General features: G+C 74.6%; 22 protein-coding genes. 11 read left to right on the top strand and 11 right to left on the bottom strand.

The window, feature by feature from the left end; translation table 11 throughout:
- Nucleotides 1-255 precede the first annotated feature (255 nt).
- The 3 genes from efeU to efeB are packed head-to-tail and all read left to right on the top strand — an operon-like array spanning nt 256 to nt 3,710.
- Nucleotides 256-1,209: an iron uptake transporter permease EfeU gene (gene efeU / locus KBX37_RS05585; protein ID WP_210774846.1), complete on the top strand. Its 954-nt coding sequence runs from the start codon at nt 256-258 to the stop codon at nt 1,207-1,209.
- A 30-nt stretch (nt 1,210-1,239) separates the two neighbouring features.
- A complete protein-coding gene (gene efeO / locus KBX37_RS05580) occupies nt 1,240-2,373 on the top strand; it encodes an iron uptake system protein EfeO (RefSeq protein WP_210774845.1) in 1,134 nt (377 codons plus the stop codon).
- A 23-nt stretch (nt 2,374-2,396) separates the two neighbouring features.
- Complete coding sequence (gene efeB, locus KBX37_RS05575) at nt 2,397-3,710, top strand: iron uptake transporter deferrochelatase/peroxidase subunit (protein WP_210774844.1); 1,314 nt, start codon at nt 2,397-2,399, stop codon at nt 3,708-3,710.
- Nucleotides 3,711-3,776: 66 nt separating this feature from the next.
- Here efeB and KBX37_RS05570 read toward each other — a convergent pair whose 3' ends face one another.
- Nucleotides 3,777-4,769: an RDD family protein gene (locus tag KBX37_RS05570; RefSeq protein WP_307848957.1), complete on the bottom strand. Its 993-nt coding sequence runs from the start codon at nt 4,767-4,769 to the stop codon at nt 3,777-3,779.
- A 41-nt stretch (nt 4,770-4,810) separates the two neighbouring features.
- On the opposite strand from KBX37_RS05570, the gene KBX37_RS05565 reads away from it, so the two are divergent.
- On the top strand, nt 4,811-5,848 hold the full coding sequence (locus KBX37_RS05565; protein ID WP_210774843.1) for a stage II sporulation protein M: 1,038 nt from the start codon (nt 4,811-4,813) through the stop codon (nt 5,846-5,848).
- 43 nt (nt 5,849-5,891) lie between these two features.
- Here the strand turns inward: KBX37_RS05565 and KBX37_RS05560 are convergent, their stop codons facing one another.
- From KBX37_RS05560 to KBX37_RS05540, 5 genes are read right to left on the bottom strand one after another with little or no spacing between them, the layout of a single operon-like run.
- Nucleotides 5,892-7,202, bottom strand: coding sequence for a DUF58 domain-containing protein (locus KBX37_RS05560; protein ID WP_210774842.1), 1,311 nt, complete (start codon nt 7,200-7,202; stop codon nt 5,892-5,894).
- Nucleotides 7,199-8,191, bottom strand: coding sequence for a MoxR family ATPase (locus KBX37_RS05555; protein WP_210774841.1), 993 nt, complete (start codon nt 8,189-8,191; stop codon nt 7,199-7,201). Before KBX37_RS05555 ends, KBX37_RS05560 begins: the two co-directional genes overlap by 4 nt.
- Nucleotides 8,188-9,606 (bottom strand): DUF4350 domain-containing protein, encoded by a 1,419-nt coding sequence (locus KBX37_RS05550; RefSeq protein WP_210774840.1) that lies wholly within the window; start codon nt 9,604-9,606, stop codon nt 8,188-8,190. The genes KBX37_RS05555 and KBX37_RS05550 overlap by 4 nt, the downstream gene beginning before the upstream one ends.
- Nucleotides 9,603-10,298, bottom strand: a complete 696-nt coding sequence (locus KBX37_RS35420; RefSeq protein WP_210774839.1) for a DUF4129 domain-containing protein — start codon at nt 10,296-10,298, stop codon at nt 9,603-9,605. Before KBX37_RS35420 ends, KBX37_RS05550 begins: the two co-directional genes overlap by 4 nt.
- Nucleotides 10,295-11,146, bottom strand: coding sequence for a hypothetical protein (locus KBX37_RS05540; protein WP_210774838.1), 852 nt, complete (start codon nt 11,144-11,146; stop codon nt 10,295-10,297). The genes KBX37_RS35420 and KBX37_RS05540 overlap by 4 nt, the downstream gene beginning before the upstream one ends.
- A gap of 224 nt (nt 11,147-11,370) precedes the next feature.
- On the opposite strand from KBX37_RS05540, the gene mtrA reads away from it, so the two are divergent.
- The 5 genes from mtrA (at nt 11,371) to hpf (ending at nt 17,220) form a co-directional block, all read left to right on the top strand.
- Nucleotides 11,371-12,060, top strand: coding sequence for an MtrAB system response regulator MtrA (gene mtrA, locus KBX37_RS05535; RefSeq protein WP_154939275.1), 690 nt, complete (start codon nt 11,371-11,373; stop codon nt 12,058-12,060).
- Between the two features lie 90 nt (nt 12,061-12,150).
- Entirely contained in the window at nt 12,151-13,815 is a 1,665-nt protein-coding gene (gene mtrB / locus KBX37_RS05530) for an MtrAB system histidine kinase MtrB (RefSeq protein WP_374103667.1), read from the top strand.
- On the top strand, nt 13,812-15,635 hold the full coding sequence (locus KBX37_RS05525; protein ID WP_374103664.1) for an LpqB family beta-propeller domain-containing protein: 1,824 nt from the start codon (nt 13,812-13,814) through the stop codon (nt 15,633-15,635). The genes mtrB and KBX37_RS05525 overlap by 4 nt, the downstream gene beginning before the upstream one ends.
- 7 nt (nt 15,636-15,642) lie before the next feature.
- On the top strand, nt 15,643-16,350 hold the full coding sequence (locus KBX37_RS05520; protein ID WP_210774836.1) for a ComF family protein: 708 nt from the start codon (nt 15,643-15,645) through the stop codon (nt 16,348-16,350).
- Between the two features lie 246 nt (nt 16,351-16,596).
- Nucleotides 16,597-17,220, top strand: a complete 624-nt coding sequence (gene hpf / locus KBX37_RS05515; protein WP_210774835.1) for a ribosome hibernation-promoting factor, HPF/YfiA family — start codon at nt 16,597-16,599, stop codon at nt 17,218-17,220.
- 74 nt (nt 17,221-17,294) lie between these two features.
- Here hpf and KBX37_RS34195 read toward each other — a convergent pair whose 3' ends face one another.
- Together KBX37_RS34195 and KBX37_RS34190 are read right to left on the bottom strand one after the other, a co-directional pair.
- The gene (locus KBX37_RS34195) at nt 17,295-18,404 is read right to left on the bottom strand and encodes a GNAT family N-acetyltransferase (RefSeq protein WP_374103663.1); all 1,110 of its coding nucleotides are present in this window, start codon (nt 18,402-18,404) and stop codon (nt 17,295-17,297) included.
- Nucleotides 18,401-19,558, bottom strand: a complete 1,158-nt coding sequence (locus KBX37_RS34190; RefSeq protein ID WP_247657097.1) for a GNAT family N-acetyltransferase — start codon at nt 19,556-19,558, stop codon at nt 18,401-18,403. The genes KBX37_RS34195 and KBX37_RS34190 overlap by 4 nt, the downstream gene beginning before the upstream one ends.
- A 169-nt stretch (nt 19,559-19,727) precedes the next feature.
- Here KBX37_RS34190 and secA point away from each other — a divergent pair, with 169 nt between their 5' ends.
- Complete coding sequence (gene secA, locus KBX37_RS05505) at nt 19,728-22,655, top strand: preprotein translocase subunit SecA (protein ID WP_210774834.1); 2,928 nt, start codon at nt 19,728-19,730, stop codon at nt 22,653-22,655.
- A 276-nt stretch (nt 22,656-22,931) separates the two neighbouring features.
- Here secA and KBX37_RS05500 read toward each other — a convergent pair whose 3' ends face one another.
- On the bottom strand, nt 22,932-23,516 hold the full coding sequence (locus KBX37_RS05500) for an Rv3235 family protein (RefSeq protein ID WP_210774873.1): 585 nt from the start codon (nt 23,514-23,516) through the stop codon (nt 22,932-22,934).
- Between the two features lie 104 nt (nt 23,517-23,620).
- Entirely contained in the window at nt 23,621-23,848 is a 228-nt protein-coding gene (locus tag KBX37_RS05495) for an AlpA family transcriptional regulator (RefSeq protein WP_154939259.1), read from the bottom strand.
- A gap of 197 nt (nt 23,849-24,045) precedes the next feature.
- On the opposite strand from KBX37_RS05495, the gene KBX37_RS05490 reads away from it, so the two are divergent.
- Nucleotides 24,046-24,555, top strand: a complete 510-nt coding sequence (locus KBX37_RS05490; RefSeq protein WP_210774833.1) for a hypothetical protein — start codon at nt 24,046-24,048, stop codon at nt 24,553-24,555.
- Nucleotides 24,556-24,628: 73 nt separating this feature from the next.
- Here KBX37_RS05490 and KBX37_RS05485 read toward each other — a convergent pair whose 3' ends face one another.
- Nucleotides 24,629-25,642 carry a hypothetical protein gene (locus tag KBX37_RS05485; protein WP_210774832.1) on the bottom strand — a complete coding sequence of 338 codons (1,014 nt, stop codon included), beginning with the start codon at nt 25,640-25,642 and terminating at the stop codon, nt 24,629-24,631.
- Nucleotides 25,643-25,985: the final 343 nt, after the last annotated feature.

The raw sequence follows: 25,985 nt of genomic DNA, 5'->3' as shown, positions 1-25,985 counted from the left end.
CGGTGGTGAACCGCCGCCGGTGTGCCGGGTCGGCGGCCGCCGGCGTGGGGGCGGAAATCCCTGGCGACGGTGGGTCGGCCGGCGTGCTGGTGGAAGTGATCAAGGGGCCTCGTCCCGTCCGTGAACGTCGGGCCGATCCTGTCACGGGACGGACAGGTGAAGTCGTGGCGATCGACTTGACGGCACCAGGGGAGCAGGAGGAAGGTAAGTCTGCCCTTAGTTAAGTGAGGCTATCCTCATCACACCGGAGCATCGATGTTCGCCACGTACCTGATCGGCCTGCGTGAGGGCCTGGAAGCGACCCTGGTGGTCAGCATCCTGGTCGCCTTCCTGGTGAAGTCGCAGCGCCGGGACCGGCTGCCCCAGGTGTGGGCCGGCGTCGGTCTGGCCGTGGTGCTGTCGGTGCTCTTCGGCTGGCTGATCGAGTACACCTCCACCTCGCTGCTCGCCCGCTCCGAGGACCGCGAGCTGTTCGAGGCGGTGACCTCCGTCGCGGCCGTGGTCTTCGTGACCTGGATGATCTTCTGGATGCGCAAGGCCGCCCGGACGATCGCCGGCGAGCTGCGGGGCAAGCTCACCGAGGCGCTGGCGGTCGGCTCGCTCGCGGTGGCCGGCATGAGCTTCCTCGCGGTGATCCGGGAGGGGCTGGAGACCGCCCTGATCTTCTACTCCGCCGCCCAGGGCGCGGCGGGGGACAGCGGTCCGCTGCTGGCGCTGATCGGCGGCATCGTCACCGCCGTGGTGATCGGCGTCCTGCTCTACGCCAGCGCGCTGCGGATCAACCTGTCGACGTTCTTCACCTGGACCGGCGCGCTGCTCATCCTCGTCGCCGCCGGCATCCTCAAGTACGGCGTGCACGACTTCCAGGAGGCCGATGTCCTGCCCGGCCTGAACGACCTGGCCTTCGACATCACCTCGGTGCTCGACCCGAACACCTGGTACGCCGCCCTGCTCGCCGGGATGTTCAACATCACCGCCACCCCGAGCGTGCTCGAGATGGTCGCCTGGGCCGCCTACGCCGTGCCGGTGCTGTTCCTCTTCCTCCGCAAGCCGTCGCCCGCCGGCAAGCCGACCGCCCCGGCCGCGACGCCGACTCCGCCCACGACCGCCCCGGCCGGTGAAGCCGCCCCGGCCACAGGCGTCGCCCCGGCCGGTGAAGCCGCCGGGTCCGACATCGACCGCCCGGCCTCCGCGCCGCAGCACGCCTGAACCCACCTGCTCCCGAGGAGACAGAAACTGATGCGTACCACCCGCTTCCTGGTGCTCGCCGCCGCCGGCGTGCTGGCCGTCACCGGTGTGACCGCCTGCAGTGACGGCAAGGAGCAGGACGGCGCGAAGGGCGCCAACGCGGTGAAGGTCAAGGCCAGCGACACCACCTGCGAGGTCGACGTCACCGCCCTCGACGCCGGCCAGGCGACCTTCACCATCACCAACTCCGGCAGCAAGGTCAACGAGTTCTACGTGTACGCCGCCGGTGACCGGGTGATGGGCGAGGTGGAGAACATCGCCCCGGGGCTCAGCCGCGAGCTGCGCGTCGAGCTGCCCGCCGGGACGTACGAGACCGCGTGCAAGCCCGGGATGAGCGGCCGGGGCATCCGGGGCGCGCTGAAGGTCAGCGGTACCGCCGCGACCGTCGCGCCGGACGCCGCGCTGGCCCAGGCCACCGCCAGCTACCAGCGGTACGTGGCCAGCCAGACCGGCGCCCTGCTGACCAAGACCGAGGAGTTCGTCGCCGCGGTCAAGGCCGGTGACGTGGCCAAGGCCAAGGCGCTCTACCCGGTCGCCCGCACCTACTGGGAGCGGATCGAGCCGGTGGCGGAGATCTTCGGCGACCTCGACCCCAGGATCGACGGCCGCGAGGAGGTCATCGAGGAGGGGATGGAGTTCACCGGCTTCCACCGGATCGAGAAGGACCTCTGGCAGTCCGGCGACATCAGCAGGGACGGCCCGATCGCCGACCGGCTGCTCGCCGACGTCAAGGAGATCGTGGCCAAGGCCAACGCCGAGAAGCTCAACCCGCTCCAGCTCGCAAACGGCGCCAAGGAGCTCCTCGACGAGGTCGCCAGCGGCAAGATCACCGGCGAGGAGGACCGCTACTCGCACACCGACCTCTGGGACTTCAACGCCAACCTGGAGGGTTCGAAGGCTGCGATCGCCGCGCTGCGCCCGGCCCTGGAGCAGCGCTCGCCCGAGCTGGTCACCCAGCTCGACACGGAGTTCGCCAACGTCGAGAAGGCGCTCGGGCAGCACCGGGCCGGTGACGGCTGGAAGCTGCACACCGAGCTGAGCAAGGCCCAGCTCAAGGAGCTGTCCGACAGCATCAACGCCCTCGCCGAGCCGATCAGCAAGGTCGCTGCCGTCGTCGCCCGATGACGGCCGGTCCCACAGGAGAACCGATGAGCGAGCAGAGCAGCGCGTCCACCACGTCCGCCGAGCCTCCCCGGGGCGGGCTGTCCCGGCGACGGGCCATCACCCTCGCCGGGGTCGGGGTCGCCGGGGTGGCCGGCGTCGCCGCCGGCGCGGGCGCGCTGCTGCGCGACGCCGACCAGGCGGTGGCCGGCGACGTGGCGGCCGGCGCGGTGCCGTTCCACGGCGAGCACCAGGCCGGCATCACCACCCCCGCGCAGGACCGGCTGCACTTCGTCGCCTTCGACGTGATCACCAAGGACCGGGCCCGGCTGGTGGCGCTGCTCCAGGAGTGGACGGCCGCCGCCGCCCGGATGACCGCCGGCCGGGACGCCGGGGTGATCGGCGCGGTCGACGGCATGCCGGAGGCCCCGCCGGACGACACCGGTGAGGCGCTCGGCCTGCCGCCGTCGCAGCTCACCCTCACCATCGGCTTCGGCCCGACGCTGTTCCGGGACGGGCAGGGCCGGGACCGGTTCGGCATCGCCGATCGCCGCCCCGCCGCCCTGGCCGACCTGCCGCACTTCGCCGGGGACGCGCTGCGCCCGGAGATCTCCGGTGGCGACCTCTGCGTGCAGGCGTGTGCCAACGACCCGCAGGTGGCGGTGCACGCCATCCGCAACCTGGCCCGGATCGGCATGGGCGTGGTCAGCGTCCGCTGGTCGCAGCTGGGCTTCGGGCGTACCTCGTCGACCTCCCGGGACCAGGCGACGCCGCGCAACCTCTTCGGCTTCAAGGACGGCACCGCCAACCTCAAGGCGGAGGACGCCGGGCTGCTGCGCGAGCAGCTCTGGGCCCAGCCCGGTGACGGGCCGGACTGGATGACCGGCGGGTCGTACCTGGTCACCCGGAAGATCCGGATGCAGGTCGAGACCTGGGATCGCACCTCGCTGGTCGAGCAGGAGCAGATCGTCGGGCGGACCAAGGGCGTCGGCGCGCCGCTGGGCCGCCGCGACGAGTTCGACGAGCCCGACTTCGATGCCAAGGGCGACGACGGGGAGCCGGTGATCGCCGACGTCGCGCACGTGCGGCTCGCCCACCCCAGCCGCAACAACGGCGCCCGGCTGCTGCGCCGGGGCTACAACTTCGTGGACGGGTCCGACGGGCTGGGTCGCCTCGACGCCGGACTCTTCTTCATCGCGTACCAGCGGGACCCGCGCAAGCAGTTCGTGCCGATCCAGACCCAGCTCGCCCGCCACGACGTGATGAACGAGTACCTGCGGCACGTCTCCAGCGCGCTCTTCGCCTGTCCGCCCGGCGTCCGGGACGCCGCCGACTGGTGGGGCCGCTCGCTCTTCAGCTGACCGTTTCCCGCCGCCGCCGCCGTCCGGTCGAGCGGGCCAACGTGCCAGCAGCCGGTCCGACGGCCGTCAGGCCGGGGGTGCGGGCGGGCCTGATGCCGGGCGGGGGGCCGGGACCGCGGGCCGGAGGCCGGCCGGGGTGGCGTCCGCGGTCCCCCCGACGGGTACGGCGGGGGTGGCCGGGGTCGGGGACAGCTCGGGCCAGAGGCTGGCGGTGAGCGTGCGGGCCCGCCGCAGCCGTAGCGCCCCACGGCGGTTGCGTTCGGCCAGCACGGCGGCCAGCAGCAGCGGCTCCGGTACGCGGGCCGGCGGTGGCGGCGTCGTCACCGCGGCCACCTCGCTCCACAGTGCCCGCGCCAGCAGGGTCCGCGACGGCTCGGCGAACCGGTGCGCCCGGGTCAGGTACTGCCGCAGGGCCAGGGCCAGCGGGTCGTCCAGCCGGGTCAGGTCCAGGCGAACCGCCCAGCCGGTCAGCGGCGGGATGATCATCGGTGCCGGCAGCCAAGGCTGCTGGGTGCGGGTGTGCACCACCATCGTGCCGGCCACCAGGTCGCCCAGCCGCCGGCCGCGCCGGTCGGTGAGCATCACCGCCACGCCGGCGACCCAGCTCAGCAGCGGCAGCACCAGACCGGGCCACTCCACCGCGACCCCGACCAGCGCCCGGCTCAGCGACTGCCGTACCCCGACCGGGCCGCCGTCGGCGCTGACCACCCGCAGCCCGACGGCCAGCTTGCCCGGGGTGCGGCCGTGGTTGAAACGTTCGAAGAGCACCGGGTAGCCGACCAGCAGCAGCACCAGCAGGACGGTCGCCAGCGCGTTCAGCAGGGCGCCGTCCACGCCGGGCAGGGCGTTCAGCGACAGGCCCGCCAGCGCCATCGCGAGCAGCACCACCAGGACCAGCTGGACCGCGACGTCCAGCAACAGCGCCAGCACCCGGGAGCCCAGCCGAGCCGCCCGCACGTCCAACTGGACGGCCTCGCCGCTGACCAGGCCGGCGTCGGCGCCCGTCGGGGAACGGTCGGCCGCGCCGGTCGCGGCAGGCACCGGTGGTTGCGCTCTCACCCGCACAGTGAACACTATGAGCGCCGGACGGGGGAGGACGAGTGGATCTCGACGCGTACGTCGCCGAGCACCAACACGAGTGGCGGCGGCTGGAACAGCTCTGCGACCGGCGTCGGCTGGACGCCGACGAGGTCGACGAGCTGGTGGCGCTCTACCAGCGGGCCGCCACCCACCTGTCCGCGCTGCGCAGCCGCTCACCCGACCCCGGTCTGGTCAGCCGGCTCTCCCAGCTGGTGCTGCGCGCCCGGGCCCGGGTGACCGGCCGGCGCGGCGCGTCCTGGTCCGCGGTGGCCCGGTTCGTCACCGTCGGCTTCCCGGGCGCCGTCTACCGCGCCTGGCCGTGGTGGTGCGCGGTGGCGACCGGGTTCAGCCTGCTCAGCGGCTTCCTCATCTGGTACGTCGCCGGCCACCCGGAAACCGCCGCGGCGTTCATCGGACCGCAGGCGGCGGCCGAGTTGGTCGAGTCGGGCTTCGCCGGCTACTACACCGAGTTCTCCGCGCCGACCTTCGCCTTCCACCTGTGGACCCACAACGCCTGGGTAGCCGCCCAGTGCCTGGCGTCCGGCGTGCTGGTGGTGCCGGTGTTCTACCTGCTGTGGCAGAACGCGCTCAACGTCGGCGTGGTCGGCGGCGTGATGGTCTCCTACGGCCGGGCCGACGTCTTCTTCGGACTGATCACCCCGCACGGCCTGCTGGAGCTGACCGGGGTCTTCGTCGCCGCCGGGGTGGGCCTGCGGACGGCGTGGGCGTGGATCTCGCCGCCGGCGCACCTGAGCCGGGGCCGGGCCGTCGCCGAGGCGGGCCGCTCGGCGATCCTGGTCGCCGTCGGCCTGGTCGGGCTCTTCGCGGTCTCCGCGCTGCTGGAGGCCTTCGTCACCCCGGCGCCGGTGCCGATCGCGCTGCGCGTGGCGCTCGGGGCCATGGTCTGGCTGGGCTTCCTCGGCTACGTGGTGGTCCTCGGCCGCCGGGCGGTTTCCGCCGAGCGCACCGACCCCTGGCTGGCCGAACTCTGGGCCTCCACCGACCCCGCCCGCGCCTGGCACCGACCGACCCCGACCGCCGACCCCGCTGGTCGCTGACCTGACCCACACCACCCGGACCGCCAGCAGGGCCGGGTGGGTCTCAGAGTTGGCCGAGGGCCTTGAGGCGGAGGTAGGTGTCGGCGACCGTGGGGGCGAGGCGGTCCGCCGGGGCGTCCACCACGGTCCCGCCGTACCGGGCGAGGGCGGCGCGCACCCGGTCCCGCTCGGCCAGCGCCCGCCAGCCCGCCGCCGCCGCGTAGGCGTCCTCGGGCCGGGTCGGCGCGGCGGTGGTCAGCCGGGTGAGTACCGGGTCGTGCACGGCGGCCACCACCACCCGGTGCCGGGCGGCCAGCCGGGGCAGCACCGGCAGCAGGCCCTCGCCCAGCGCGCCGGCCTCCAGCGCGGTGAAGAGCACCACCAGGCTGCGCTGCCGCTCCCGGCGGAGGATCTCCCCGACGATCAGCTCGAAGTCCGTCTCCACCAGCGCCGGTTGCAGCGGCGCCAGCGTGGTCACCAGCTTGCCGAGCAGGGTGGGGCGTCCGCTGCCGGTGACCGTGGCCCGGATCGCGGCGTCCGCGGCGATCAGGTCGACCCGGTCGCCGGCCCGGGCGGCGAGCGCGGTGAGCAGCAGCGCCGCGTCGATCGCGGTGTCCAGCCGGGGCTCGTCGCCGACGCGTACCGCCGAGGTGCGGCCGGTGTCCAGCACGCAGACCAGCCGGCGGTCCCGCTCCGGCCGCCAGGTGCGGACCAGCACGTCGGCCCGCCGGGCGCTGGCCCGCCAGTCGATCGAGCGGACGTCGTCGCCGACCACGTACTCGCGCAGGGTGTCGAACTCGGTGCCCTGGCCGCGTCCCCGGGTGACCTGCATGCCGTCGATCACCCGCAGCCGGGAGAGCTTCTCCGGCAGGTGCCGCCGGGAGTCGAAGCGGGGCAGCACCCGCAGGGTCCAGGCCGGGGTGACCGGTCGCCCGGCGCGCTGCCGGAAGGCCAGCCCCAGCGGGCCCAGCGAGCGCACCGCCAGGGCCACCGCGGGCCGGTCGCCGCGCCGGGTCGGGGTGAGCCGGCTGGGCAGCAGCGCGTCGCCGCCCGCCGGTACCGGCACGACCCGCTCCGGTGGCAGGTCCGGCCGGGCCCCCGCCGAGGGCACCCAGGCGTCGCGGACCTGGGCGCGCAGCGTACGGCCGGAGGTGTTGGTCAGGCGCAGCGCGACGGTGGCGGTGCCGCCGAGCCGGACGGTCCGGTCGCCCTCCCGGGTGGCGGTGACCGTGTGCAGCGGCGCGGCCAGCGCCCAGTCCAGGGCGCAGAGCAGCAGCACCGCGCCGGTCATCGCGACGACCCCGAGGAACGGGTCCGGCCACACCGGCAGGGTCAGCGCGCCCCCCAGCAGCAGGACGGCCGCCCGCCAGGTCATCGCGGCGTCGGCACGGTGGCGAGCACCGTGTCCAGCACCGCGTCCACGCCGACGCCCTCCAGTTCCACCTCCGGGCGCAGCCGCAGCCGGTGCCGCAGCGTGGGCCGGGCGGTGGCCTTGACGTCGTCCGGGGTGACGTGGTCCCGCCCGGCCAGCCAGGCCCACGCCTTCGCCGTGTTGAGCAGGGCCGTCGCGCCCCGGGGCGAGGCGCCCAGCTCCAGCGCCGGGGTGGCCCGGGTGGCCCGGCACAGGTCCACGATGTAGCCGAGGACGGGCTCGGCCAGGTACACCCGGCCGACCGCCGCCCGGGCGGCGGCCAGGTCGGCGGCGGTGGCGACCGGTCGTACGCCGGCGGCGGCCAGGTCCCGCGGGTCGAAGCCGGCGTGGTGGGCCCGCAGCACGCCCAGTTCCTCGTCCCGGCTGGGCAGCGGCACGGTGAGCTTGAGCAGGAACCGGTCCAGCTGCGCCTCCGGCAGCGGGTACGTGCCCTCGTACTCGATGGGGTTCTGGGTGGCGGCGACGATGAACGGGTCGGGCAGCGGCCGGCGGGCGCCCTCGACGGAGACCTGCCGCTCCTCCATGACCTCCAGCAGCGCCGACTGGGTCTTCGGCGGGGTCCGGTTGATCTCGTCGGCGAGCAGCAGGTTGGTGAAGACCGGCCCCTCCCGGAAGGTGAACGCGGCGGTGTGCGGGTCGAAGATCAGCGAGCCGGTGACGTCGCCCGGCATCAGGTCCGGGGTGAACTGCACCCGCTTGGAATCCAGGTCCAGCGCCGCGGCGACCGTCCGGATCAGCAGCGTCTTGGCCACTCCCGGTACGCCCTCCAGCAGCACGTGCCCCCGGCACAGCAGCGCGATCACCAGCCCGGTGACCACGGCGTCCTGCCCGACGACCGCCTTGGCCACCTCGGCGCGCAGCCGGTGCAGGGCGGCACGGGCGTCGTCCGCGCCGGCGGTCGCGGTCGCGGCGGATGCGACGGGGTGGGTCACCGGAGGTCTCCTTCGGTCGGGTGGTCGGGGGGTGCCGCGACCGTACGGGTCACCCGGTCCAGCGACCGGGCCAGTGCCAGCAGTTCGGCGTCGGAGGACGGCTCCCCGCCGTACAGCAGCTCGTGCGCCTCGTCGGTGGTGCCGCCGGTCCGCGCGGCGACCAGCGCGGCCACCTCGGTGGGCGGGGTGGTGGCGGGCAGGTTGAGCCGGGCGGCGAGCCGGTCGAGCGCGGCGGCGCGCAGCGTGTCGGCGGCCGGGCCACGGGCGCGGGCGCGCTGGTAGAGCCGCGCTCGGCCGAGGACCGTCTCGGCGGCGCGCACCCGCACCGGCAGGGGCTCGGCGACCGGCGGGCCGAGCCGGCGGGCCCGCCAGAGCACCACCAGCAGCGCGGCCAGCGCGAGCTGCACCAGCAGCGCCCAGAACCAGGCGGGGAACGCCGCCCAGAGCGGGTTCTGCCGGTCCGGCCGTTGGGCCTGTTCCTGCTCCTGGTCCCCGCCGTCGGACGGGTCGCCGTCGGAGTCGCCGGAGCCGCCCGGGTAGCCGCCGCCGGGCCGCCCGCCGTTGCCGTCACCGCTGCCGTAGGTGGTCGAGCCGCCGGGGGTGGGCGACCAGGCGGGTTCGCCGTTGCTGCCGGTGCCGAAGTGCGGAGGCGGGGCGGGTCCGTCCAGGTCGAGCCAGACCACCCGGCCGTGGCCGCCGAGCAGCCCGGTGGCCAGCGCCTGGTTGCCCCACTCGCCGATCCGGTCGTTGCGGAACGGGTCGCCGGCGCCGATCACCACCACGTCCGCCGCCCAGGGCAGGTGCACCAGTCCGCCGGAGTAACAGGTGCGCAGGGTGGTGGCGAAGCCGGCGGGTGGGGCGTACCGCTGGAGCTGGGCGGCGGCGGTGCCGGCCCGGGCGGCCTCGGGCAGCGGGCAGGACACCCCGTCGGCGTCCGGGGCGACGGCCCGGGTGGCCCAGCGCCGGTCGGCCCGCACCACCGGCAGGGCCACCGCCTCCAGCACCCGCAGGGACGGGTCGACCAGGACCAGCCGGCGGCCGGGCGGCAGGTCGCCCAGCGCGCCGACGGTGTCCGGGTGCAGCAGCTCCGGCGCCGGTACGAAGAGCGTCGCCGGCCCGGTGTCGAGCGCCAGCAGGGCCCGCAGGGTGTCCGTCTCCCGCTGCACGGTGACGCCCTGCCCGCGCAGCGCCTCGGCCAGCCGGCTGCCGCCGTCGTCGTTGGTCGCCACCGGGGAGAGGTAGCCGCGCTCGGTGGTGTCCGGCTGGTCGACCGCGTGGGTGACCACGGTGATCGTGAGCAGCGCGGCGGCCAGCGCGAACGGGATCACCAGCCGGTGCCAGCGGCGTCGCCGCCGGGGCGGGGGCTGGGGCGGGGCGGTCGAGGGGGCGGCCGGCGGTGCGGCGGTGGCGGTCATCGCGGCTCCTCCGGACCGCCGGCCAGCACCCGGTCCAGTTCGTCGGCGAGCTCCCGCATCCGCCGGTCGTGCTCGGCGGAGGCGGTACGCCGGGCGTACCAGAGCTCGGAGAAGATCGTGCCCGCGGCGCGGAGCGTCGGGTCGACCGGGGGCCGGTTGCGGGCCGCCGCCTCGGTCAGCTCGGTGACGGTCATGCCGGCGCGCTGCTCGACCGCCCCGGTGGCGACCAGCCGGCGGACCATGCCGCGCAGCCGTTCCCGTACCGCCTCGGCGAAGCGGCCCTCGGCGGCCAGCCGGTCGGCCAGGGAGAGCGCCGGCCCGGGGGTCGGTGCCGCGTCGCCCGTCCGGGGCCGGGGCAGCTCCGGGGTCTCGGCGGCGGGCCGGGTCCGGCGGCGCCGCCGCCAGCGGGGCAGCCGGAAGCGGAGCCGGGGCAGCCGGAGCCGGGGCAGCCGGAGGCGGAATCGGGGCAGCCGGAGGCGGAATCGGGGCAGCCGGAGGCGGAGGCCGGGCAGCCGGAGGCGGCGTCGGCGGAGCCGGAGCCGGGGCAGTCGGCGCGGCACCCACGCCGGCCAGTGGTACCAGGCCAGCGCGGCCAGCCCGGCGGCCAGCAGAAGCAGCAGCGCCGCCAGCGGCAGCGGCAGCAGGTCGCCGAGCGCGGCGGTGGCCTCGGTCCACCAGCGGCTGAAGCTCATCGGTCGGCCGCCAGCAGGACGGGCTCGGCGAGGCCGGCCGGGGAGCGGGCGAGCCGGATGTCGAGGCCCTCGGTGCGCATCCGGTTGTCGAGGTGGATCACCGCGTCCAGGCAGGCCAGCGCCGGGTAGGCGATGGTGTTCACGCCGGCCCAGACCGTGATGGCGGCGACCTGGGCCAGGGCCGGGTCGCCGAGATCGATCAGGTCGAGGGAGTCGAGCCCGGTGAGGACGCCCAGGCCGAGGCCGACCCGCAGGATCCACCAGCCGAGATAACCGAGCAGCCGGACGGCGCCGGCCTGCCCGCCGCCGCGCACGGCGAGCCGCGCCGCGCGGCCGACCGCCCGCTCCACCGGTACCCGGTCCACCGCCAGCGCGGCCGCGACGGAGCCGAACAGGGCGTACGCGACGAACCAGAGGGGGCCCATCAGGCCGGCGAGCATGACGACGAGGCCGACCAGGAGCGCGAGGAGCAGGGTGGCGCCGTAGCGGGCGCCCCGGGGGCGGAGCAGTTCGCGTACGCCGGCGCGGCGGCCGAGCAGCGCGGCGCCGGCGGCCCGGGCGGCCGGGTTGCCGAGCAGCGTGACGATCACCGCCTCGCTCGCCGCGCCCAGCGCCAGCAGGAACCACAGCGCGGCGAACCCGTCGACGCCCAGCAGCCAGCTCGGCGGCTCGACGCCGGCGGCCAGCCGCAGCGGGTGGAGCAGGAGCTGCTCGCCGACGGCGAACAGGGCGCCCAGCGGGAGCAGCAGCCGGCCCTGGGTACGCAGCAGCAGCACGGCCGAGTCGAGCAGCTCGCCGACGGTGAGCGGGCGCCTCGGGAGCACGGCGGTCGGGCCGACGTCGGGCACGCGTACTCCTGCTCCTGACGGGTCTCGGTGGCGGGCGGCGGGCACCCGGGGGATCATGGTGACACGGCCCGTCCGATCGGGTGGACCCGCACGCCGCGCGGCCCTCGCGGATGACCTTCGGCGGCGGTCTTCCGCGTGGGACGTGCGGTGACACCACCCTCGGCAGTACCGTGCCGGGTGACGCCGATCCCACCGAACTGAACGGGGATGGAAACATAAATCCCATGAGAGCCCGGGTACTGGTGGTCGACGACGACCCCGCGCTCGCCGAGATGCTCGGCATCGTCCTGCGCAGCGAGGGCTTCCTGCCCTCGTTCGTCGCCGACGGGGAACGGGCGTTGGCCGCGTTCCGGGACAATCGACCCGACATCGTGCTGCTCGACCTGATGTTGCCCGGTATGAGCGGTATCGACGTGGCCCGGGCGATCCGCACCGAATCGGGCGTGCCGATCGTGATGCTGACCGCCAAGAGCGACACCGTCGACGTGGTCCTCGGCCTGGAGTCCGGCGCCGACGACTACGTGGTCAAGCCGTTCAAGCCCAAGGAGCTGGTCGCCCGGATGCGGGCCCGGCTGCGGCGCGGCGAGGACGTCGCCCCGGAGATGTTGACGATCGGGCCGCCCGGCAACCAGATCACCATCGACGTGCCGGCCCACACGGTCAGCCGGGACGGCGAGGAGGTGAAGCTGACGCCGCTGGAGTTCGACCTGCTGGTCGCGCTCGCCCGCAAGCCGCGCCAGGTCTTCACCCGCGAGGTGCTGCTGGAGCAGGTCTGGGGCTACCGGCACGCGGCCGACACCCGGCTGGTGAACGTGCACGTGCAGCGGCTGCGCGCCAAGATCGAGCCGGATCCGGAGCGCCCGGAAATCATCCTCACCGTTCGGGGCGTGGGCTACAAGGCGGGTACCGGATAGCCTGGTCGCACCGTGACCAGCTCCCCGACCCCCCACTCCCGCACCCCCGCCGGCTGGCGACCCGCCGCGCGGGTGCTCTGCCGTGCCCTGGTGGGTCAGGGCCTCGGCCTGCACCAGACCTGGCGGCGGTCGTTGCAGGTGCGGGTGGTCACCATCACGCTGGTGGCCTCCAGCCTGCTGGTCGGCGGCTTCGCCTACCTGATCGCCGACAAGATCACTAACATCCTGGTGGAGAACGCCCAGACCGACGTGCTGCTGCGGCTGCGCAGCGGCAGCGACTACTCGGCGAAGCAGTTCAACCTCTACAGCCAGCCGCAGGAGGCCCAGCTCCAGGACACCATCGAGGGCACGGTCAACTACCTGGCCGGGGGCGACCCGCAGCAGGCCAGCGGGGTGGTCGTGGCGATCACCGCCGACAGCTACGCGGGGATCATCGAGACCCGGACCTCCCCGGCGACCGACGTCCGGCCGCTGATCAGCCGGGAGCTGCGGGCCGCCGTCGCGGACGGCAAGGTCGCCCACCAGGTCCGCACCGGCCGGCTCGGCGGCCCGAGGACCAAGTACCTGGTGTACGGCTCGCCGGTGCCGACCCGCTTCGGCCAGCTGGAGCTCTACTACCTGGTCCCGCTGACCCGGCAGGACGCCACCGCCGCCGACGCCCGGGCCACCGTGCTCGCCACCGGGGTGGCCCTGGTGCTGCTGCTCGGCCTGCTCGCCGCCCTGGTCACCCGCCTGGTGGTGACCCCGGTCCGGGTGGCCGCCCGGACCGCCCAGCGACTCTCCGCCGGCCTGCTCGACCAGCGGATGGTGGTCAACGGCGAGGACGACCTGGCCCTGCTGGCCGCCTCGTTCAACCAGATGGCGACCAACCTGCAACGGCAGATCCTCCGGCTGGAGGAGATGTCCCGGTTGCAGCGCCGGTTCACCTCGGACGTGTCGCACGAGCTGCGTACCCCGCTCACCACCGTCCGGATGGCCGCCGACCTGATCTTCGCGGAGCGCGACGAGTTCGACCCGGCCGTCGCCCGCAGCGCCGAGCTGCTCCAGGCCGAGCTGGACCGGTTCGAGGAGCTGCTCACCGACCTGCTGGAGATCAGCCGCTTCGACGCCGGCTTCGCCATGCTCGACGCCGAGCCGACCGACCTGGTGCCGGTGGTGCACCGGGTCGCCGACCGGCTGGCCGGCCTGGCCGAGCGGGCCGGCGTGCCGATCCACCTCGACGTGCCGACCACGCCGGTCATCGCCGAGGTCGACCCCCGCCGGGTCGAGCGGGTGCTGCGCAACCTGGTCGGCAACGCGGTCGAGCACGGCGAGGCGAAGCCGGTGCTGATCACCCTCGGCATGGACCAGACCGCCGTCGCGATCACCGTGCGCGACCACGGCGTCGGGCTCAAGCCGGGGGAGGAGAAGCTGGTCTTCAACCGCTTCTGGCGGGCCGACCCGTCCCGGGCCCGGCAGACCGGCGGGACGGGCCTGGGCCTGTCGATCAGCCTGGAGGACGCCCGGCTGCACGGCGGCTGGCTGGAGGCGTGGGGTGCGCCCGGGCAGGGCGCCCAGTTCCGGCTCACCCTGCCGGCCCGCGCCGGGGACCGACTGACCACCTCGCCGCTGCGGCTGGTGCCGGCCGACGCCGCGTTGCCGTTCGGCGGCCCCCGCCCCGGCGAGCTGCTGGCGATCGGCCCCGCCGGCGAGGGCACCCTGGCCATCGGGCCGGCCCCCGCCGCCGGCGACGACCGGGCGGAGGTGCGTTCGTGAGCGTGAGGGCGCGCGGGCGGGCGCTGGCCGGCGCGCTCTGCGCCGCGCTGCTGACCGTGGCCGGCTGCGGCATCCCGGAGCACACCGAGGTGCAGGTGGACGGGTCCGGGCCGGCGGTGGCGGCCGGCTCGTCCAGCTCCCGCCGCAGCGAGCCGCCCGCCCGCGCGGCCGCCGGCAACGACCGGGAGACCTTCGTCCACAACTTCCTCTCCGCCGCGGCGGGCGAGCCGGACCGGGCGTACGCGAAGGTCAAGCAGTTCATCGCGCCGGAGAACAAGAGCCGCCTGCAGGAGAAGCAGGGCAGCGAGGTCGCGGTCAACGTGATCCGGCTGACCGAGAACCCGGTGATCACCGAGAACGCCAACGGGCTCTTCTCCGTGCTCCTGCGGGTGCAGCAGATCGGTGTGCTGCGGTCCAACGGCGTCCTGGCTCCCCCGGTGGCCACCGAGCGGGAGTACCGGTTCACCCTGCGCGGCGCCGTCTCGCCGGGGCAGCAGGGCACCGAGGAGGCCGGCCTCTTCGTCACCGACCCGCCGAACGTGCTGCTGCTCAGCGAGGTGGCGCTGCGGGAGTACTACCAGAACCGGCCGGTGTACTTCTGGAACTCGGACCAGACCCGCCTGGTCGCCGACCAGCGATACCTGCCGCTGGCGGTGCCGGACGAGCGACGGGTCAGCGAGGTGGTCAAGTGGCTGCTCGCCGGCCCGTCGGAGTGGCTGCGTCCGGCTGCCCGGCCCCTGCCGGACCGCACCGCGCTGATCAACAACGCGATCGAGACGGACGGCCGCTGGGAGGTCACCCTCGAACTGCCGGGTGACGACAACCGCGAGCTGGGCAGGATCGGCATCCAGCTCGCCTGGTCGCTGCCGGAGCTGGACGGCCAACTCCAGCTCACCACCCGCAACCAGTCCCGGGTGGCGATCGCGGACCTCGACCAGCACCGCCTGGCGCACCCGCTCTACCCGGTCGACGACGCCCCGCAGCGGTTCACCGTCTACGACGGCGCGGTCCACGCGCTGAACTTCCCGGGCGAGGCCAGCGGGGTGGTGCCGCTCATGCCGGCCGACAACCGCAACGTCGTCTCGGCCGGGATCAGCCGGGTCGAGGACAGGACTTTCGCCGCCCTGGTGGTCGGCGCCCCGGGCGGCCGGCAGCGGCTGGCCGTCGGATCCGGCACCGCCACGGTGGAGGGCGTCCACCGGGGCACCCAGACCTTCGGCGCGATGGGGCGCCCGGTGTGGCTGCGCTCGCTCGACCCCGGCCAGCCGTACGGGCTGGTGGTCGCGGACGGCCAGCTCTACCGCTTCGACGACCGGGCCCGGACGGTTCCGGTCCCGTTGACCGCCGCCGGCCGGGTGACGGCGGTGGCCGGCTCGCTGGACGGGCACCGGCTCGCCCTGGTGATCGACGGTCAGCTGCACCTGGCGGCGGTGAACCTGGCCGGCGGCCTGGTCTCGGTCGGCCCGGCCCGCGCGGTGGCCACCTCGCTGCGCGACCTGTCCGCGGTCGACTGGGCGGACGAGAACACCCTGGTCGTGGCCGGTACGGCGGACCGTTCGGCGGTCTACTACGTGAGCACCGACGGTGCGCTGGAGACCGCGCTGGTGGCCGACGTGGGCGCCCGGGTGACGCACCTGGTCGCGTACCCGACGAACCCGGTGGTGCCGCTGCCCTTCGCGCTGATCATGTACGAGGCGAACGGGGTCGCCTACCGCTATCCCTCGCCGGACACCATCCGGCGCGACCAGGTGCTGGAGGTGGCGCCGCCACCGGCCGGCGTTCGCCCGGGCAGCCCGACCGCCCCCTTCTTCCTGTACTGAGGGCGTCGTGCGGGCGGTCGGCGGGCACTGGGCGGACCTGACCGAGCTGGTGCTGCCGCGCGGCCGCGCGGGCAGCCGGCGGCCCGGTTCGGCGAGCCGGCGGGGGTTCTGCCCGGCCGGCGCCGACGCGCTCGGCGCGCTGCGCCCCGCCCCGGCGCGCCCCACCCCCGCCCCGCCCGACCTGCCGCCCTGCCATGCCCTCGGCCCGTACGCCGGGCCGTTGCGGGAGGCGTTGCTGACGTACAAGGAACGGGGTCGGCACGGTCTGGCCGGGCCGTTGGGCGCGCTGCTGGCCGAGGTGGTGGCCGACGCGGTGGGCCCGGCGCGGCCGGTGCTGCTGGTGCCGGTGCCGGACACCGCGGCGGCGGCCCGGTCCCGCTACGGCGACCACCTGGGGCGGTTGGCCCGGCACGCGGCCCGGCGGCTGCGTGGTGCGGGGTGGGACGTGCGGACCGCCCGGCCGCTGCGGGCGCTGCCCCGGCCCGACTCGGTGGCGCTGGACAGCGCCGGGCGGGCCGCCGCGGCGGCGTCGGCGTTCCGGGGCCGCGCGGGCCAGGGCGGGCGCGAAGCCGGCGGCCGGAGCGTGGTGGTGCTCGACGACATCCTCACCACCGGGGCGACCCTGGCCGCGGTGGCCCGCACATTGCGGGGCCTGGGAATAACGCCAAACGTCGCGGCGGTGCTCGCCGCAACGCAAAAACGACGCCATTGGTGACGCTTCGTGTTTCCGTTTCACCCCTTGGTGTATGAGGTGTGAAATCCCTGAGCGTTCTCGACAACTGGGGGTGACTGCCGGCCGAACAGGAGTTAGCGTTTTCCTGTCGGGGGTAGGAGGTTCCAAACCCACCCCCGGCGGTGGAAGGAGGCGTAGCCGTACCTGACCGGTCGACGCCACAGGGATGCTCCCAGGGTCGGTCGACCGGATTGAAGATCAGACGACCATCCGAAAAAGGGAGGTCACGTGGACATCGTGGTCAAGGGCCGAAACGTCGAAGTGCCGGACCATTACCGGGTGCACGTAGCTGAGAAACTCGCGAAAATCGAACGCTACGACCACAAGCTCATCCGAGTCGACGTGGAGTTGTTCCACGAACGCAATCCCCGCCAGTCCGACACCTGCCAACGCGTGGAGATCACCTGTGTCTCCCGGGGGCCGGTGATCCGGGCGGAGGCCTGCACGAACGACTTCTACAGCGCGCTCGACGCGGCCATCGCCAAGCTGGACACCCGACTGCGCCGGGCGGCCGACCGCCGCCGCGTGCACCGGGGCCGGCACGCGCCGCTCTCCGTCGCCGCCGCCACCGCCGATCTGCCGGTGGCCGAGCTGGCCGCGCCGTCCGGCGCTACGGCCACCGCGGTGGCCGAACGGGTCGAGGAGCCCGCCGACGAGTACGACGACCAGCCCTGGCACATCGCCCGGGCCAAGGTGCACCCCGCCGAGCCGATGACCGTGGACGACGCCCTGTTCCAGATGGAACTGGTGGGGCACGACTTCTACCTGTTCCACGACAAGGAAAGCGGCCGGCCGAGCGTCGTCTACCGGCGGCACGCGTACGACTACGGCATCATCTCGCTCGACATCTGAGCCCTGTCCACCCCTCGCAGCCGGTCACGGAGCCGGGTGGTTCGCCCATCCCGGCTCCGGTGGCCGGCGCGCGCTCAGCGCGGGTCGTCGGCGAGCAGCGCGTAGAGCACGGTGTCCGCCCGGGCTCCGTCCCGGCCGGGGAGCCGACCCCGCATCAGCCCCTCCCGCCGGAACCCGGCCCGCTCCAGCACCCGCTGGGAGCCGACGTTCTCCGGCGCGGTACCGGCCCAGAGCCGGGCGAGGCCGACCGGCCCGAACGCCCACTCGGCGAGGAGCCGCACCGCCCGGGTGGCCAGCCCCCGGCCGCGCGGCTCGGGCAGCAGGCTGTAGCCGAGCATCGCCTGGCCGGTGGCCGGCTCGTCGTAGCTCATCGCGCAGCCGCCGGCCAGTTCCCCGGTGCGCGCGTCGCAGAGCGCGAAGTCGGCCGAGCTGCCGACCAGCCATTCGCTCTCCGCGACGGCGCAGCGCCGCGCGATCGCCGCCCGGGTCGGCGGGACCTGCCGTACCCGGCTCGCCACCACCTCGGGCAGCGTGTGCAGCCGGTACAGCCCGTCGGTGTCCGCCGGGGTCAGCCGGCGCAGCGTCACCACGCCGTCGCCGAGCCGGCCGTCGGGCAGGTCCGGCAGCGCCCGCGGCGTCGGGCCGGCGGGGTCGTCGGCGAGGCGTACCCAGGCCCACAGGTCGTGGCGCCCGCCGCCGCGCGTCGGGTTCGCGGCCCGGCGGACCCCTTCGTACCGGAAGCCGGCGGCGAGCGCCACCCGCATGCTCGCCGCGTTCTCTGCGTGGGTGAGCAGCTCCAGCCGGGCGGTGCCGGCGGCGAAGGCGTGCCCGGCCAGCGCGCGGGTGGCGGCGGTGGCCACGCCCCGGCCGCGGGCCCACGGCGCCACCCAGTAACCGATCTCCGCCTGGCCTCGCGCCGGGACCGGCTGGCTCAGCCCGATCCCGCCGAGCAGCCGGTCGGAGGCCGGGTCGGCGATGGCGTACGCGGCGCCACCGGTGGCCCAGGCGGCCGGCGCCCCCTCGGTGATCCACCACCGGGCGCTCTGCTCGGTGTACGGGTCGGGCATGCCGGAGATGAACCGTCGGGTGAGCGGGTCGGCGCAGGCGGTGGCGGTGTCCGCGACGTCGTCGAGCCGGAACGGGCGCAGCCGCACCTCGTGGGACTCGACGATCTCGGGGGTCACGAGGTCAGGTCCTCGGCGAGCAGCGCGGCCACCCAGGCGTCGCCCCGTTCGCCCCGGTGCTGCAACCCGCCCCGGGCGGTGCCCTCGACGGTGAAGCCGGCCTTCTCGGCGACCCGCCGGGAGGCGGTGTTGCCGACGTGTGCCTTCCACTCGATCCGGGCCAGGCCCAGCGTGGTGAAGCCCCAGGCGGTCAGCGCGGCGAGCGCGGCCGGCATCCAGCCACGGCCCCGGGCGTGCGGGGCGGTCATGAAGCCCACGTCGGCCAGGAGCGGGTCGGCGGGGCTCAGGCGCAGGTCGATGGTGCCGGCGTAGGCGTCGTCTGCGTCGGCGATGACGAAACACGCGCTGGTGCCGCGCGCCCAGTTGGCCCCGCAGAGGTCGAGGTACCACTCCGCGTCGCGCCGCTGGTAGGGATGCGGAACGGTGGTCCAGCGCACGGTGTCCTGGTCCTGGCAGGTCGTCACGATCGCGTCCAGGTCGCGCTCCTCCATCGGGCGCAGCCGCAGCTCGGCCCCGCCGGCGGTGGCGAAGAGGGTGGGCTGGGGCCGACCGAAGACGGCGGCCCGGCGGGCGTCGAGGGTGTCCGGGCCGGCCGGCCCGGGTTCGCCCGGCGCGGGCACCTCGCCGGGCAGCAGCGAGCCGATCCAGCCGGCCGTCCGGCCGCCCTCGGCCGGGTGGGCCAGCCGCAGCTCGCCGGAGACCTGGAAGCCGGCGCGCAGCGCGACCAGCCGGGAGTAGTGGTTGCCGACCTCGGCCTGCCAGACCAGCCGGCGCAGCTTCAGCGCGTCGAACGCCCAGCGGGCGACCGCCCGGGTGGCCCGCACGGTGACGCCCCGGCCGCGCGCCCAGGGCGCGGTCCAGTAGCCGATCTCGGCCGAGTCCAGGGCCCGGTCGATCGAGACGAGGCCGCAGGAGCCGAGCAGCTCGCCGGTGCCGGCGTCGCAGACCGCGAACGGTGCCCCGGTGCCCTCGGCCCAGGCCGTCGCGGCGATGCCGGTGACGAACCCGTGGGCGTGTTCCGGCAGGTACGGGCGCGGTACGGTGGTCCAGCGCTGGATGTCCGGGTCCTGGCAGGCGCGGTGCACGGCGTCCGCGTCGCCTGCCTGCCAGGGGCGTAGCAGCAGGCCGTCCTCGACGATCTCCACAGGCTCCATCCGAGCCATCGTGCCGGATCGTTCGCGGTGGGCGTAACCGGATAACCGCCGGTGGCGGCACCGCCCGCGCGATATGTCGGGTTCGCCGGGCCGGACCGCCGCCACCAGTGACCATCGCGCCGACGGAGCGCCTACGATGGTTCGAGACTGTCTAGGGGAGCGTTGATCCGTGTCGATTCTGGAAAAGGTCCTTAGCGCCGGCGAGGGCCGTATGGTGCGCCGGCTCAAGGCCATCGCCGCCGCCGTCAACTCGATCGAGGACGACTACGTCAACCTCACCGACGAGGAGCTGCGCGGCCTGACGGAGCAGTACCGCGAGCGGCTCGCCGACGGTGAGACGCTCGACGACCTGCTGCCCGAGGCCTTCGCCACGGTGCGCGAGGCGGCCGCCCGGGTGCTCGGCCAGCGCCCGTACGACGTCCAGGTGATGGGCGGCGCGGCGCTGCACTTCGGCAACATCGCCGAGATGAAGACCGGTGAGGGCAAGACCCTGACCTCGGTCATGGCGGTCTACCTCAACGCCCTGTCCGGCAAGGGCGTGCACGTGGTCACGGTCAACGACTACCTGGCCCAGCGCGACGCCGCCTGGATGGGCCGGGTGCACGAGTTCCTCGGCCTCACCGTCGGCGTGGTCCTGCCCAACCGGCCGGCCGCCGAGCACCGCGCCGCCTACGAGTGCGACATCACCTACGGCACCAACAACGAGTTCGGCTTCGACTACCTGCGCGACAACATGGCCTGGTCCAAGGACGAGCTGGTCCAGCGCGGCCACAACTTCGCCGTGGTCGACGAGGTCGACTCGATCCTGATCGACGAGGCCCGCACGCCGCTGATCATCTCCGGCCCGGCCGAGCACTCCGCCCGCTGGTACGGCGAGTTCGCCGGCGTGGTGGCCCGGCTCCAGCCCGGCAAGGACGGCGAGGGCGACTACGAGGTCGACTACGCCAAGCGGACCATCGCCATCACCGAGCGCGGCGTGGCCAAGGTCGAGGACCGGCTCGGCATCGACAACCTCTACGAGTCGGTGAACACCCCGCTGGTGGGCTACCTCAACAACGCGATCAAGGCCAAGGAGCTCTACAAGCGCGACAAGGACTACATCATCAGCGACGGTGAGGTCCTGATCGTCGACGAGTTCACCGGGCGCATCCTGCACGGCCGCCGCTACAACGAGGGCATGCACCAGGCGATCGAGGCCAAGGAGGGGGTGGAGATCAAGCAGGAGAACCAGACCCTGGCCACCATCACCCTCCAGAACTACTTCCGCCTCTACGAGAAGCTCTCCGGCATGACCGGCACCGCCCAGACCGAGGCGAGCGAGTTCAACAAGGTCTACAAGGTCGGCGTCGTGACCATTCCGACGCACCGGCCGATGGTCCGCCTCGATCGGGCCGACGTCATCTACAAGACCGAGCGGGCCAAGTTCAACGCGGTCATCGAGGACATCGCCGAGCGGCACCAGGCCGGCCAGCCGGTGCTGGTCGGCACCGTGTCGGTGGAGAACTCGGAGATCCTCTCCCAGCTGCTGCGCCGCCGCGGCATCCCGCACTCGGTGCTGAACGCCAAGTTCCACGCCCGCGAGGCGGAGATCGTCGCCCAGGCCGGCCGCAAGGGCGCGGTCACCGTCGCCACCAACATGGCCGGCCGGGGCACGGACATCCTGCTCGGCGGCAACCCCGAGTTCCTCGCCGCCAGCGAGCTGCGCCAGCGCGGCCTTGACCCGCTGGAGAACGACGAGGAGTACGCCAAGGCGATGGAGGAGGTCCTCCCCGCCTGGAAGCAGGCCTGCGAGGCCGAGGCCGAGGAGGTCGCCGAGGCCGGTGGCCTCTACGTGCTGGGCACCGAGCGGCACGAGTCCCGCCGGATCGACAACCAGCTGCGCGGTCGGGCCGGCCGGCAGGGTGACCCGGGCGAGTCCCGCTTCTACCTGTCGCTGCAGGACGAGCTGATGAAGCGCTTCCGCGCGGGCGCGGTCGAGGCGGTGATGGAGCGCTTCAACATCCCGGAGGACGTGCCGATCGAGTCGAAGATGGTCACCCGCCAGATCAAGAGCGCCCAGGCGCAGATCGAGGGCCAGAACGCCGAGATCCGCAAGAACGTCCTCAAGTACGACGAGGTGCTCAACAAGCAGCGCCAGGTGATCTACGCCGAGCGGCTGCGCGTGCTCAACGGCGAGGACCTCTCCGACCAGGTCCGCAACATGATCGACGACGTGATCACCGCGTACGTCACCGGCGCCACCAGCGAGGGCTACGCCGAGGACTGGGACCTGGAGCAGCTCTGGTCCAGCCTCAAGCAGCTCTACCCGGTGGGCATCTCGATCGAGGAGATGGAGGAGGAGGCCGGCGGCGCCCGCGCGGGCATCGACGCCGACTTCCTGCTGGCCCGCCTCAAGGAGGACGCGCACACCGCGTACGACCGGCGTGAGGAGCAGCTCGGCGAGGAGGCGGTACGCCAGCTGGAGCGGATGGTGCTGCTCCAGGTCATCGACCGCAAGTGGCGCGAGCACCTCTACGAGATGGACTACCTCCAGGAGGGCATCAGCCTCCGGGCGTACGCCCAGCGCGACCCGGTCATCGAGTACCAGCGCGAGGGCTTCGACATGTTCGCCACCATGATGGACGGCATCAAGGAGGAGACGGTCGGCTTCCTCTACAACCTGGAGGTGCAGGTCCAGGAGCCGGAGCCGGAGGCCGAGGAGGTCCAGCTGCTGGAGAAGCCGGTCGAGATCCGGGCCAAGGGTCTCAACCGCGCGCCGCAGCAGCAGGGCCTGCAGTACTCCGCCCCCACCATCGACGGCGAGGCCGGCCAGGGTGCGGTGGCCGTGGAGCGGCCCGAGCAGCAGGCGCCCGCCCTGGGTGTCGGTCGTTCGGAGACGCCGGCCCGTCCGGCGGCGCCGGGGGCGTCCGGCGCGCCGCGTCGTCCGGCGGCCACCGGGGCGAGCGGTCAGGCCGTCGCGGCCAGCACCGCCCGGCGCGGGTCGGTGCCGGCGGAGCGTGCCGAGGGCGGCAACGGCCCGTCCCGCAACGCGCCCTGCCCGTGCGGCTCCGGCCGCAAGTACAAGCGTTGCCACGGCGCGCCCAACGGCGGCGCCTGATCCTGACGCGGGGCCCCGCCCCGCCGAGTCGGTACGACGAGAGCCGCAGTCCTTCGGGGCTGCGGCTCTCGCCGTCCTGCCACTTGCACCGGCCCGCCCCGAAGCGCCCGCGACTCCATCGCGCGGCTCGGGGCTTCAGCCCGCCACCGCGGCGATGTGGCGGTGTGGGCGCGGTCGGCTCCGCCGTTCCGGCGCTGTAGCGGTGTCGGTGCCGCCGATAGCAGCATCTCGGCGATCCGGAGTGGATCGTGCGCCCGGGCGCAACGGGCGAGGCGGTCAGAGCACCTGGAGGACGGTGCAGAGCCAGCCGCCCCGGCGGTGTTCGAGGCGTACCGCCACGGCCCAGGTGCGGCCGGCGCCGGCCAGCACCGCGGCGGCCTCGACGGCCGCCGACCGTGGCTCGCACACCCGGAGCCGGCGCAGGTGCACCACCGGCCGGCTCGACCGACGGCGGTGCGGACCGGTGCGGGCCGACGCCCGGGCCAGCTGCTCGGTCACCTCGGCGGCCCGTCCGGGCTCGACCAGGGACCGGAGCTGCCCGGGCGGGCGGTAGCCGTTGAGGATCTCCAGGAAGGTGGCGATGAACCGCTGGGCGGCGCGGCCGGCCTCGGGCGTGGCCGTGGCGAGGGCGCCGGGCGGCGGGCCGGACCGGGGCCGGGGCGGCCCGGGGCGGGAATCGTGCCGCCGGCCGGGCGGGCGGCCGGCGCTCTGCTGCGCGGCACCGAAGAGGTCGAGGGCGAGCTGGCCGCTGGGGCGGGGCCAGAGATCCGACGACTCGTCGACGTAGGGCGGGTCGCTGACCGGGGCCGGGCGCAGCCGGACCGGGGGCCGGGAGGGGCCGGGACGGCGGGAGTCGACCATGCTGCTCACCTCTGATCGTTGCGTTTGCCTTCGTTTGCCTCCGGCAGGCTTCGATACTCGGGCATGACAGTGTCCGCCGTCAATGGCGTTCGGCGTCGGGACGGCTACTCGGTGTCGCGGTCGGCGAGCGGGTTGCCGCGTACCCACTCGGCGGTTTCGGCGTACTTGCGCTGGATGTACTCCTCCAGCTGGGCGCGTTCGACGCGCCACTGGCCGCGTCCGCCGATCTTGATCGCGGGCAGCTCTCCGCTGCGCACCATGTGGTAGACCTGCGAGTCCGACACGTTCAACTCGGTGGCCACGTCGGAGAGCAGGAGAAACCTCGGCTCCACGGATAACCCCCGGTGTTGGCGTCGTTTGCCTCAGTTTGCCATCACCGGCCGGACCCGCCCAGCACCCACCCGGCCGGCGCTGCGGTGCGGCAACTTCCACCGGGCCGGTGCGGGGTGTATGACGGTCTCGGCGTACGGCATGATCGGCGCCCGGACCGGCAGACCCGCCGGTCCGCGAACGATCGGGGGATACGACGGTGAGCGACGAGCTGGTCCGGGTGTACGTCCCGGCGACCGTGCCGATGCTGGCCCGGCTGCGGGAGCAGGGGCTGTCGGCCGACCAGGCGCACGCCGTCACCCCCGCCCTGCGCGAGTGGTACGCCGAGGGCGACGAGGAGGAGCTGGAGTACGTCGCGTTCACCCGCGCCGCCCAGGACGCCCTCCAACTGCTCCGCGAGGACCCGGCCGCGCCCCGGCGCCGGGTGGTGGTCTCGGTGGACCTGCCCCCGTCGGCGGTCGGCCGGGGCGACGGTGACCTCGGCTCCAGCACGGTGCGGCTCGACCAGCCGGTGCCGGTGCGGTCGGTGGCCGCGCTGCACGTGGACGGGGCGGACGCGGTGGACGACGTGGCCGCCGCCGTCGAGGTGGTCGCCGAGGCCCTGGCGGGCGACCCGGACGCCCAGTTCACCGTCGACAGCGCCGAGGACCACGAGCTGGAGTGGTACGACCCCTCCGAGCTGGACCTGCTGCTCCGCGCCGCCTCCTGATCCGGCCCGCCGGCGGGCGCCCGGCCCGCTCCGTAAGCAGCGAACCCGCCGGGCAGGGCCGGAGCGGGACGCCTCAGTCCTCGACCGGCTCCGGCTCGTCGTCGTGGGGCGCCGGGCCGAGGGTGCGGCCGAAGGCGACGAGCGCGGCCAGCGCGCCCACGAACAGCACCCAGATGCCGTTGTCGACCCGGGAGGTGCCGAGGCTGGTCTGGGCGACCGCGTCCGCCTCGCTCAGCGCGCTGGCCAGGTCGAGCAGGGTCCGGCCGCCGATCCGGATGATCACCTCGGCGAGCAGCAGGAGCAGGCCCGGGCCGGCCCCGGCGACCAGGTACGCGGGCCAGCGCAGCGCCGGCGTCGCCGGGTCGCGGCGTAGCGCCCGGCGGCGGGCCCAGGTCAGGTAGCCGAAGGCGAGCAGTCCGGCGAGCAGTCCGGCGAGCAGCGACTCCGTGCGGGAGACCCACTTGGCGGCGCTCACCAGCGACGCCTGGGAGCCGTCGGCGCCGAAGAGGTCGAACAGCGGGTCGCGGGCCCGGCTGAACGCCACCACGAAGACCAGCGTGCCCAGGGCGGCGGTGACCACGGCGCCGACCGGGGCGGCGTCGCGGGCTCCGGCCAGTGCCCCGCCGATGATGGCCGCGGCGGCGCTGGTGCCGGCGACCGTGTTGGTGGTCGCGTTGTCGGCGTAGGTCAGGTTGATCGCGAGGGCGGCGGCGAGCCCGACCAGCAGGCCGGTGCCGACCGCCAGCACGAAGCGCAGGGTGGCCCGGTCGACGCCCCGCCGGGCCAGCAGCCCGGTCACCGCCAGGGCGACGGCGGTCCCGGCCACCAGGGCCGCCGAGATGACCCCGGGCAGGGCGAAGGCGGAGAGGCTGATCGCGGTGAGGCCGGCCGCCGCCGAGCTGATCGCCTCGCGGGTCGACCAGAGCATCGCCGCCAGCCAACCGACGGCCAGCAGGGCCAGCACGGGTGCGCCCGGGGCGCGCGCCGGGCGGGGGACCTCGGCCACCGGCGCGACCTGGTCGGCCGGGTCGCTGGTGTCCGGCCGGTCCGACTCCGCGGCCGTCGAGCTGCCGGGCTGCTTGCTCATCGTGTCCCCTTCGACGGGCGCCCGACCGCAGCGGCGGGCCGGGGCAGGTCACCGGCCATCCAGCGTACGCGCCCGGCCCGGCCGGCTCCGCGCGCCCGCAGCCGCGCCGCCGGCCTGCTTTCCTTCGGCGGAAAGGGCCGTTCGGGTACGGATCGCCGCCCGGCCCGCTTTCGCACTTCTCGATCTATGGTTTCCGGGCGGGCGGGGCACGATCGGCGGGGAGCGGGCGTGGGAGAATCGCCGGAGGTCCCGCCGCCGCGACGCCTCACCCGCGCGGCGCCCGGCGTCCGGCCGTCCGGTCGGTGCCCGCGGGTCCGGTTTCGCCACCGCTGTCGAGATCGCA

It is taken from the genome of Micromonospora sp. U56, assembly GCF_018070095.1.
Taxonomy (GTDB): Bacteria; Actinomycetota; Actinomycetes; order Mycobacteriales; family Micromonosporaceae; genus Micromonospora; species Micromonospora purpureochromogenes.
Note: the sequence above shows the minus strand (reverse complement) of the source record. Positions and strands in the feature narration are given on the sequence as shown.

What these genes read in the sequence shown, in the direction of transcription:
- efeU (WP_210774846.1), top strand. Translation starts at nt 256, where the DNA reads ATGTTCGCCACGTACCTGATCGGCCTGCGTGAGGGCCTGGAAGCGACC.
- efeO (WP_210774845.1), top strand. Translation starts at nt 1,240, where the DNA reads ATGCGTACCACCCGCTTCCTGGTGCTCGCCGCCGCCGGCGTGCTGGCC.
- efeB (WP_210774844.1), top strand. Translation starts at nt 2,397, where the DNA reads ATGAGCGAGCAGAGCAGCGCGTCCACCACGTCCGCCGAGCCTCCCCGG.
- KBX37_RS05560 (WP_210774842.1), bottom strand. Translation starts at nt 7,202, where the DNA reads ATGACCTGGCGGGCGGCCGTCCTGCTGCTGGGGGGCGCGCTGACCCTG.
- KBX37_RS05550 (WP_210774840.1), bottom strand. Translation starts at nt 9,606, where the DNA reads ATGACCGCCACCGCCGCACCGCCGGCCGCCCCCTCGACCGCCCCGCCC.
- KBX37_RS35420 (WP_210774839.1), bottom strand. Translation starts at nt 10,298, where the DNA reads ATGAGCTTCAGCCGCTGGTGGACCGAGGCCACCGCCGCGCTCGGCGAC.
- mtrA (WP_154939275.1), top strand. Translation starts at nt 11,371, where the DNA reads ATGAGAGCCCGGGTACTGGTGGTCGACGACGACCCCGCGCTCGCCGAG.
- KBX37_RS34190 (WP_247657097.1), bottom strand. Translation starts at nt 19,558, where the DNA reads ATGGAGCCTGTGGAGATCGTCGAGGACGGCCTGCTGCTACGCCCCTGG.
- KBX37_RS05500 (WP_210774873.1), bottom strand. Translation starts at nt 23,516, where the DNA reads ATGGTCGACTCCCGCCGTCCCGGCCCCTCCCGGCCCCCGGTCCGGCTG.
- KBX37_RS05485 (WP_210774832.1), bottom strand. Translation starts at nt 25,642, where the DNA reads ATGAGCAAGCAGCCCGGCAGCTCGACGGCCGCGGAGTCGGACCGGCCG.